At 62.2% G+C, this 8,344-nt stretch carries 8 protein-coding genes; 4 read left to right on the forward strand and 4 right to left on the reverse strand.

What is annotated here, in order from left to right:
• Positions 1-132 precede the first annotated feature (132 nt).
• From GY725_25870 to GY725_25880, 3 genes are read left to right on the forward strand one after another with little or no spacing between them, the layout of a single operon-like run.
• Positions 133-1,419, forward strand: a complete 1,287-nt coding sequence (locus GY725_25870) for a molybdopterin molybdotransferase MoeA (protein MCP4007624.1) — start codon at positions 133-135, stop codon at positions 1,417-1,419.
• Positions 1,416-2,015, forward strand: coding sequence for a molybdenum cofactor guanylyltransferase (locus tag GY725_25875; protein MCP4007625.1), 600 nt, complete (start codon positions 1,416-1,418; stop codon positions 2,013-2,015). The genes GY725_25870 and GY725_25875 overlap by 4 nt, the downstream gene beginning before the upstream one ends.
• Positions 2,009-3,811, forward strand: coding sequence for a CocE/NonD family hydrolase (locus GY725_25880; protein ID MCP4007626.1), 1,803 nt, complete (start codon positions 2,009-2,011; stop codon positions 3,809-3,811). Before GY725_25875 ends, GY725_25880 begins: the two co-directional genes overlap by 7 nt.
• Before the next feature lie 44 nt (positions 3,812-3,855).
• Here GY725_25880 and GY725_25885 read toward each other — a convergent pair whose 3' ends face one another.
• The 4 genes from GY725_25885 to GY725_25900 all read right to left on the reverse strand — a co-directional run bounded on the left by GY725_25885 (position 3,856) and on the right by GY725_25900 (position 7,437).
• Positions 3,856-4,221 carry a hypothetical protein gene (locus GY725_25885; GenBank protein MCP4007627.1) on the reverse strand — a complete coding sequence of 122 codons (366 nt, stop codon included), beginning with the start codon at positions 4,219-4,221 and terminating at the stop codon, positions 3,856-3,858.
• A gap of 78 nt (positions 4,222-4,299) precedes the next feature.
• Positions 4,300-5,223 (reverse strand): hypothetical protein, encoded by a 924-nt coding sequence (locus GY725_25890; GenBank protein MCP4007628.1) that lies wholly within the window; start codon positions 5,221-5,223, stop codon positions 4,300-4,302.
• A 214-nt stretch (positions 5,224-5,437) separates the two neighbouring features.
• On the reverse strand, positions 5,438-6,253 hold the full coding sequence (locus GY725_25895) for a crotonase/enoyl-CoA hydratase family protein (GenBank protein ID MCP4007629.1): 816 nt from the start codon (positions 6,251-6,253) through the stop codon (positions 5,438-5,440).
• A 68-nt stretch (positions 6,254-6,321) separates the two neighbouring features.
• A complete protein-coding gene (locus GY725_25900) occupies positions 6,322-7,437 on the reverse strand; it encodes a nitronate monooxygenase (protein ID MCP4007630.1) in 1,116 nt (371 codons plus the stop codon).
• Positions 7,438-7,643: 206 nt separating this feature from the next.
• On the opposite strand from GY725_25900, the gene GY725_25905 reads away from it, so the two are divergent.
• On the forward strand, positions 7,644-8,030 hold the full coding sequence (locus GY725_25905; protein ID MCP4007631.1) for a hypothetical protein: 387 nt from the start codon (positions 7,644-7,646) through the stop codon (positions 8,028-8,030).
• Positions 8,031-8,344 lie beyond the last annotated feature (314 nt).

An 8,344-nucleotide genomic window follows, 5' to 3' on the forward strand; every position in this document is an offset into this window, starting at 1 on the left:
GAGCGCGGTGCATCTTGTGTTCTCCTACCCGGAACTTCGCACCGGATTCCGGGTCTGCGGATCCGGGGCCCGGCCTACGGGGGGATTGGCCGGGATGCCTAGTAGTTAGGCAATATTGACTCAGGAGACCAGATGCCCAAGCCGAGAACTGAGCCCGCGAGAGCCGCGCACGCCTCGATCGAGCCGGAGAGGACCTCGGTCACGGTCGCCGAAGCCCGTGATTTGATTCTGAATTCCGTCGATCCTCTGGGCTCCGAGACGGTGGGTATCCAGGCCGCCCAAGGCCGCGTCCTGCGCGAGGAGCTGCTCTCGACCGAGGAGATTCCCCCGCATGATAACTCGGCCATGGATGGCTTCGCGTTGCGCGCAGAGGACGTGACGAGCGTTCCGACGGAACTTCACGTGGTCGAGGAGCTTCCCGCGGGCAAGCGCTCTCAGCAGAAAATCGGACCCGGTGAAGCCGCGCGCATCATGACGGGGGCGGCGATTCCCGAGGGTGTCGATTCGGTGGTCATGGTCGAGTATGCCGAGGCCAGCGGCGATCGGGTCGTGATCCAGCAGCCCGTCACGCGCGGCCAGCACATTCGCCCCGCCGGTGCCGACGTTCGCCCCGGCACTCGGATCGCCGAAGTGGGAGATCTACTGCGAACTCCGCACGTGGGCATGATGGCCGCGATCGGCCGCACGACGGTGCGCGTGTGCTCGCTACCGCGCGTCGCAATCCTGGCCACGGGGGATGAGCTGGTCGAGCCCGATCGTCTGGTGTCCGATGGCCGCATCGCCAGTTCCAACTCGTACACCCTACAAGCCGCGGTGCGCGAGATCGGTATGGAAGCGATCTACCTGGGCATTTCACCGGACGAACCCGAAGAGATCGAGAATCGTTTTCGGCAAGCACTGCGTTGTGATGCGGTGATCTCGACAGGCGGTGTTTCGGTCGGCGATCGCGACTGGATCAAGCAGGTGTTGGCCGGACTCGGCGGTCAGATGCGCCTGTGGCGCGTCAATATGAAGCCCGGTGCCCCGCTCGCCTTCGTGATGTTGGACGAAACGCCGGTCTTCGGGCTCCCGGGAAATCCGGTATCGACACTCGTCGCGTTTGAGCAATTCGTCCGGCCATCGCTGTTGAAGATGGCGGGTCGACGCGAGATCTATCGACCCGTCGAGAGTGCGATCTTGACCGAGACCTACACGAAGCCCGCTGGCCGGTTGCACTTCGTACGCGTGACCCTGGAGCGAGATGCGAGCGAGTTGCGTGCGACTCCGACACGTGAGCAGGGATCCAATCTACTGCTGTCGATGGTGCACGCGGACGGTTTCGCGATCGTTCCCGGTGAATTGACCGAGGTTGTAGCTGGCACGCGCGTTCCGGTGCAACGCATCTGCAGCCCCGAGCTTCGGAGTGAGCCCGGATTTTGAAACTCGCACATGTAGAAGCGGCCGTGCTCGTTGGCGGACAGTCCACACGCATGGGCCGGGACAAAGCCTCGCTGCCGTTTCGCGGCCGACCGCTCGTGGAGCACGTGGCATCGGTTCTGGGTGAGTGTGTCGAACGAGTCCGTCTGGTGGGGCGCCCCGGGAGTGAAGTGCCCACCGACTTGCCCTGGATCGAAGACCGCGACGAGATTCGCGCGCCCCTGATCGGAATCCACGCCGCACTGTCGGCGTGTGAGGCCTCGGCGGTACTGGTCTGTGCCTGTGACATGCCGTTGATCGATCCGCGCCTGGTGTTCTCGCTGCTCGGACTCGTGACCGCCAGCGATGATGGTGCTGCAATCGTCGCGCCCGAAGGGCCGCGTGGCCCCGAGCCGCTGCTGGCCATCTACAAGCCGCGCCTGCTACCTGAGATCGAACGGCGCATCGCCGCGAAGGAACTGCAATTGATGGCCCTCTTGCGCGATAGCGACACGCTCCTGGTTCCGGAGTCGGACCTGCGCGCAGTCGATCCCGAACTGCGCTCGTTTCGAAATTTGAATCGCGAGCAGGATCTGGAAACACTGGAATCGGATTGCTAGTTCTCCGCCGCATCCTGATCACTCTCGGTTGTTTGATCTTGTTGCTGCTCGCCGGTGCGGGGGCCACCTATCTCGCTCGCCACGAACTGCTCCGTCGTTACGAAGAACTTCCTCCTTTCACACACTCCGGTGGAGTTCAGACCGACCATCGGGTGCAGATGCCGGACGGAATCTCTCTGGCGACCACGGTCTATGAACCCGCCGGTAGCGGACCCTGGCCAACCATCCTGATTCGCAATCCTTATGATCAGTTCATGCCGGTCGTCGTCACCTGGTGCGAGCGCCTGGTGCGCTACGGGTACGCCTGCGTCTACCAGGACGTTCGGGGGCAGGGCGGATCCGAGGGCGAATGGGAGCCCGTGGTCAACGAGGGCGTCGATGGAAGCGAAACGCTTCATTGGTTGGCGAAACAGCCTTTTGTGGACGGGAACATCGGGATGTTGGGTCCGTCCTATCTCGCGGCGGTGCAATGGGCGGCAGCGTCGGTATCCCTTCCGCCTGAAGTAAAGACCTTCGTCCCGTCGGTCTTCACCACAAACAACTACGCCAGCCAGTACGAAGGAGGCATGTTTCGCCACGAGACCTACACCGCGTGGGCCGCCATCATGGCCCAGCGCGGCATGGGCGGCGAGAGTGCGGGTGAGCAGTACCAGCGGGCGATCCGTCACCGTCCGCATCTCGAGGTGGACGAGTTGTTCTTCGGGACCAGGCTTCCCTGGTATCGCGAGTGGACCGGAAGTCCCTTTCCCGACGCCGCTCTATGGCGGAGGAAAGACAATCGACGACTGCTGTCCGCGCCCGAGAGACTCGGCATTCCAATCCTGATGGTCGGCGGCTGGTACGACGTCTTCTTCGGTCCCCAGTTCGGCGACTGGGAACGCCTGGCGAGCCAGAGCCAGAGTCGTTTCATCATCGGACCCTGGACTCATCGGGGCTCCGGTGGAGATGCTCTTGAAACGCCGAATGCGGGAGGGGGTCTGCTCCAATGGATTCCGGTTCTCGACTGGTTGGGACATCATCTACGCGGTGAACCCCTCGATGAACCACCTGGCGTCGCAACCTATGTGATGCGCGAAAACCGCTGGGTGAACCGCTCGACCTGGCCGCCGAAGAGCCGCGCCATGAAGCTTCATCTCTCTGCAGCGAAGAAATCGGCGAGTTGTGGCGGAGGCCGACTGAGCGATGCGCCAAGCTCCATCGCCGAGCGAGTGCAGTTCGTCTACGATCCAGATCACCCGGTTCCCACGCGAGGTGGCAGCGGCATGCTTGCCTTCATCTTGCCGGGATTCGGCGGGACGCCCGCCGCGAACGTCTGGCAGGGGAGCATCTGCGCCAGGCCCGATGTACTTTCGTTCCAGACCGATGCGCTGACAGAACCGCTGCACCTGGCCGGGCGTGTGCAGGTTGCGCTCACGGTGGCTTCGGACGCAGCAGACACCGCGTTCACTGCCAAGCTCGTCGAGGTCTTCGACGATGGTCGAGCGGTCAACATCCGCGACGGCATAACCAGCCTGGCGCTGCGCAACGGGGCAGCCTATCCGCAAGCCTACGAACCGGGCGAGTCCGTCGAAGTGCGCATCCCCTTCTGGCCAATCGAGTGGGTGGTCCCCGCCGGTTCAAGGTTGCGGCTCGATGTCTCTTCGTCGGATTTCCCGAAGTACCACGCACACCCCAACCGGGCGGGCATCTGGTCGCAGCACAAGGACGCGAAAACCGCGCGACAGAGCCTACTGCTCGGCGAAGGCCTGGCCGGCTGGGTGGAGCTTCCGATCGTTGCAGGATCACCGCTGCAATAGACCGGGGCACCTCAATAGAGGCTCCCCGTTCATGCAGCGGATACCTACGGACTGGCGAGCTTCATTCCGAGGACGTCTTCCATGTTCTTGTAGTAGAACTTGTCCAGGTCATCCTGGTTGCAGCCGGGCATCGACTTTTCGAACTTGCCGATCGGATCGGATGTCCCTTCCGGGTGGGGATAGTCCGACGCACAGACCATGAGATCCGGGCCAACCTGCTCGCTGATCCAACCGAGCGGCTCGCCGGGGAAAGGCGCGAACTTCAGGTGACGCCTGGCGTATTCCGAGGGCGGAGTATCGCGCTCCATCAGGTTGGGCTGGAAGACCTTGAAGACGTCATCGAAGATCATCGCCGCGAGAAAGAGTTGGACGGTGTTCGCAATGGCCACTCCATCCGGTTCGTCGCCCATCGGATACGATTTCGCGAGATCTTGCGAGCCAACCCGATGCGGAGACGGTTTGAACGAGAGCGCTTCCCGCTGCGCAGCTCAGTATCCGAGTTCCGGATCGACGGAATTCATCAGTGGTTTACCGACCTGGTAGCGGTGCAGGTTCTCGACGAACGGTTCGATCAGGAGGTCGAGCGCGCCGGGCATGCTCCAGGAAATATGCGGGCTGAGCCGCACTCTGGGATGTGCGTAGAGCCAATGGCCCTCGGGCAAGGGCTCGGGATCGACGACGTCGAGGGAGGCCAGTCCCACGACTTCACTCTTGAGTGCGCGACTCAGCGCTTCTTGATCGATGATCTCCCCGCGGGCGACGTTCACGAGATGCACACCCGCCTTCATGTGCGCAAAGGCCGCGTCGTCGAGCAGACCGCGGGTCTCCGACGTCGCCGGTGCCGCGACCACCAGGTGATCGGCGGCTGTGAGCACATCATCGAGGCTATTCGTCAAGTGAACACCGGCGATGGGGCTCGGAGATTCGCTTCTGCGCACGGCGAGCACTTCCATTCCGAAAGCGATTGCTCGGGTGGCGACGGCCTGTCCAATTCCACCGAAACCGATCAGTCCCAGCGTCTTTCCGTACAGACCACCGAGGAAGGCGGTATTCCATTTCGTCGGTTCGCGAATCCATCTCTGGGGTAGTTCCTTTTCGGCAGCGAGCATCACCGCGAGCACCCACTCGGCAATGGGAATGGCGCTAGCGCCGCGCGAGCACGTCAGCACGCGGTCTCCGAGAGCGTTGAAAGGGAATGCATTGACGCCAGTTCCGTAGGCGTGAATCCAGCGCACACCGCGCTCGACGATCTCCGCCAGGTTCGGGCTACCCCAGGCTTGAGTCAGCAGTATTTCGCCTTCCACTTCCGGAGGCGGCGCCCCGCGTGTCGGCACCGGGATCAGTTCGACTTCAGGAAAGGCTCCGGTCACCTTTGAGAGGAGCCCAACCGGAACGTGCGTCAGCACTTTCACCACGCCCGTCACGTCGATTGAACCCGGAAACCGCCTGTCGCGGTTCTGCCTGTGGTTTCTGAAACGACTGCTGAGTACACGAACTCTCTCCCGCCGGGACTGCGAATGCCGCCGAGCGCGAACCGGCCCAGGTCGTCGACCTCTCGGCGATCCCCTGGATTCACTCTTCTCGGGCGATCAGGCGCATCTCCTACTGTGGCGTGTCAGAGTCGGCTCACTCGCCAGTGAACTCGGGTTTTCGCTTTTCCTTGAATGCGCGAGGACCTTCCCGGGCGTCCTTCGACGACAAGACCGCGGCCGAGACCTCGTTCTCGATCTTGTAAGCCTGATCGAGTGGTAGACCGCTCGATCGCAGCACGCCTTCCTTGATCTTCTGCACCGCAAGCGGTCCGTTCTGTGCGAGCCGATCCGCGAGATCGCGCGCCTTGGGGATCAATTGCTCTAGGGGAACGACGTAGTTGAGCAAGCCCATCTCGAGCGCTTCCTGTGCGCTGAACATGCCTCCGACCAGGAGCATCTCCATGGCTTTCGCGTAGGGAATCTGTCGCGGAAGTCGGCTGATCGATCCGCCACCCGGCAGAAGCCCCACCTTGGCTTCGGGGGTGCCGAACAGCGCATTGTCGCTTGCTACACGCAGATCGCAGGCGTTGGTCATTTCGGTTCCGCCGCCGAGTGCATTGCCGTTGACCGCGGCGATGATCGGTTTGTAACACTCGAATCCGCGTAGGATCGCGTCCGTGAACAAACGCCCACCCGACACCAGTTGGTGGTCCCAATCATCTTCGGGTTGTCGTGCTCCCGTCATCAAAGGCATGGTGATCTTGAGGTCCCCACCGGCGCAGAAGTCCTGGTCGCCCATACCCGTCAAGATTGCCACGCGCAGATGCTTGGTATCGCGGAACTCATACCAGGCGTGGGCGAGCTTGACCAGCATTTGCGGGCTCAGGGAATTCCGCGCCGCGGGTCGGTTCATCGTCAGCGTTAGAACACCGTCGTCTTCGTCGACGAGCAGATGGCTTTCTTCGCTCATGATTCGTTCCTCTCTCACGGAGTCGATCTCTCCAGATTCGACTCGCCTGACGGCGGGTGATCTGAAGACTAAGGCGTCATTTTCTGAAGGCGTTCCACGGCCGCGCAATATCCTTCGATCAGATCGACCATCACGGAGCGCACCGAACTCGCCTGGTTGAGCATTCCGATCACCTGGCCCGCAGGGTTGAAAGCGACATCTTGCGATTTGTCGGGGTAGCGCATCGTGCGTCGCATCATGTCGATGGACACCATCCCCTGAAGAGGCATCGGGAGAGTCTCGGGGGCATCCGGTTGTTCCCAGGCTTCGGTCCAGGCGTTTCGCAGAATGCGCGCCGGCTTGCCCGAAATCGAGCGCGTGCGCACGGTATCGCGACTGGTGGCTGCCAGGTACGACTCTTTCTGCGCCGTCGCTCCCTCGGCTTCCTCGACGGTAAGCCAGAGCGATCCACTCCAGGTCCCCGCGGCTCCGAGTGCCAATGCGGCTGCGATCTGCTCGCCGGATCCGATACCGCCCGCGGCCAATACGGGTGTCGGAGCAACGGCCCGCACCACTTCCGGCCAAAGAACCATGCTGGCGATTTCACCGGTGTGTCCGCCGCCCTCGTACCCCTGGGCGATGATGATGTCGACGCCGGCTTCCTTGTGGCGAAGTGCCTGATGAGCGCTTCCGCACAGGGCCGCGACCTTACGCCCGGAGGCGTGACACGCTTCGATGACATCGGCCGGCGGTGTTCCGAGCGCGTTGGCGAGCAGTTTTACCTTCTCGTGCGCCAGGGCGATCTCTACCTGCGGTAGTGCGGTGGCATGAGTCCAGCCGAGTAGTTCGCGCCCCTTCTCGTCTTCTGGAAACGCGGGAACTCCGTGGTCCGCCAGCACTCTGTCCGAGAAGTCGCGATGCCCTTGCGGGATCGCCGCACGCAGGGCTGCTTCGAGTTTGTGCGGATCCTTCTCCCCCTCGCCTTCGTACTTGTTGGGGATGATGGTATCGACGCCATAGGGCCGATCACCGATCCGTTCATCGATCCACTGCAGTTCGATCTCCAGCTGCGCGGGAGAAAAGCCCACCGCTCCGAGCACACCGAAACCACCGGCCTTGCTCACTTCGACGACGACGTCGCGACAGTGGGTGAAGGCGAAGATCGGGACGTCGATTTCAAACAGATCACATAGTTCGCTGCGCATGCTGGCTCCATTGACGATTGGCTTGGCGAAAACCCAGTCTAACAGGCTGAGGAAAGGCTCTGGCTCCGGTGGGAAAGGCTCTCCGGTCTGCGGGATCTGGGGGCGGGCCCCGGAAGCGAAATCACGCCCGGACCTGCGGGCCCAACCGCCAGCACTCCCGCCGCGAGCCCGTATGAGGTAAAAGATGTGTCAGAGGAGAATCCGCCATGGACAAAGAGATGAAGATCGTGTTCTGGGGCGCGACGCTGGTCTTGCTCGTCCCCGCCCTGTTTGGGGTTGGGATCGTGGTCGTCGGGAGCATCATCAATGGCATCGAAGTACAGCACCCCGAAGAAGCGGGGAAGGTGCCGCCGATCGTCACACTGGCGGAATTCGAGCAGGTCCAGCCCGGTATGAGCTACCGGGAAGCGGTCGACATCATCGGCGACCCGGGGATCTCAGAGGAACCGCCGTCTGAGGCGGGAGCTGGCGAAGCCGGGGCCGGGACTGTTGGGCACCGTCAGTATGTGTGGAAGAACAGCGATGCCTCGAATATGAAGGCCATCTTTCGGGACGGTGGACTCCTCAAGAAATCGCAGCTGTTTCTGAAATAGATCCGGCCGGTACTCTTCAGGTCTGGGAGCGTTGCTGCTCGTTAGTTATTGCACCCGGCTCGGTCATCGGTCATCGGTCGTCGGTGCCGTGTATTCATTGGAGATGCGACAGACATCGAAATCGTCAACCTGGAGGTTGTCGAGTTCGATACTGCCACCATCGTCAATGAAACGGTTGTGGTCCGAAGAATGTGCCTTTCGAGTCCGCAGGTCTTCTCGGAGCAGGCCATCTGACCCGTTCCCTGGACTCAGTACGCGTAAGAGAGTTCGTGACTCCGTCCGCCCGGCAGTCTGCGGGTCGGAATGCGCCGCTC

It is taken from the genome of bacterium (assembly GCA_024226335.1).
In the GTDB taxonomy this organism is placed as follows: Bacteria; Myxococcota_A; UBA9160; order SZUA-336; family SZUA-336; genus JAAELY01.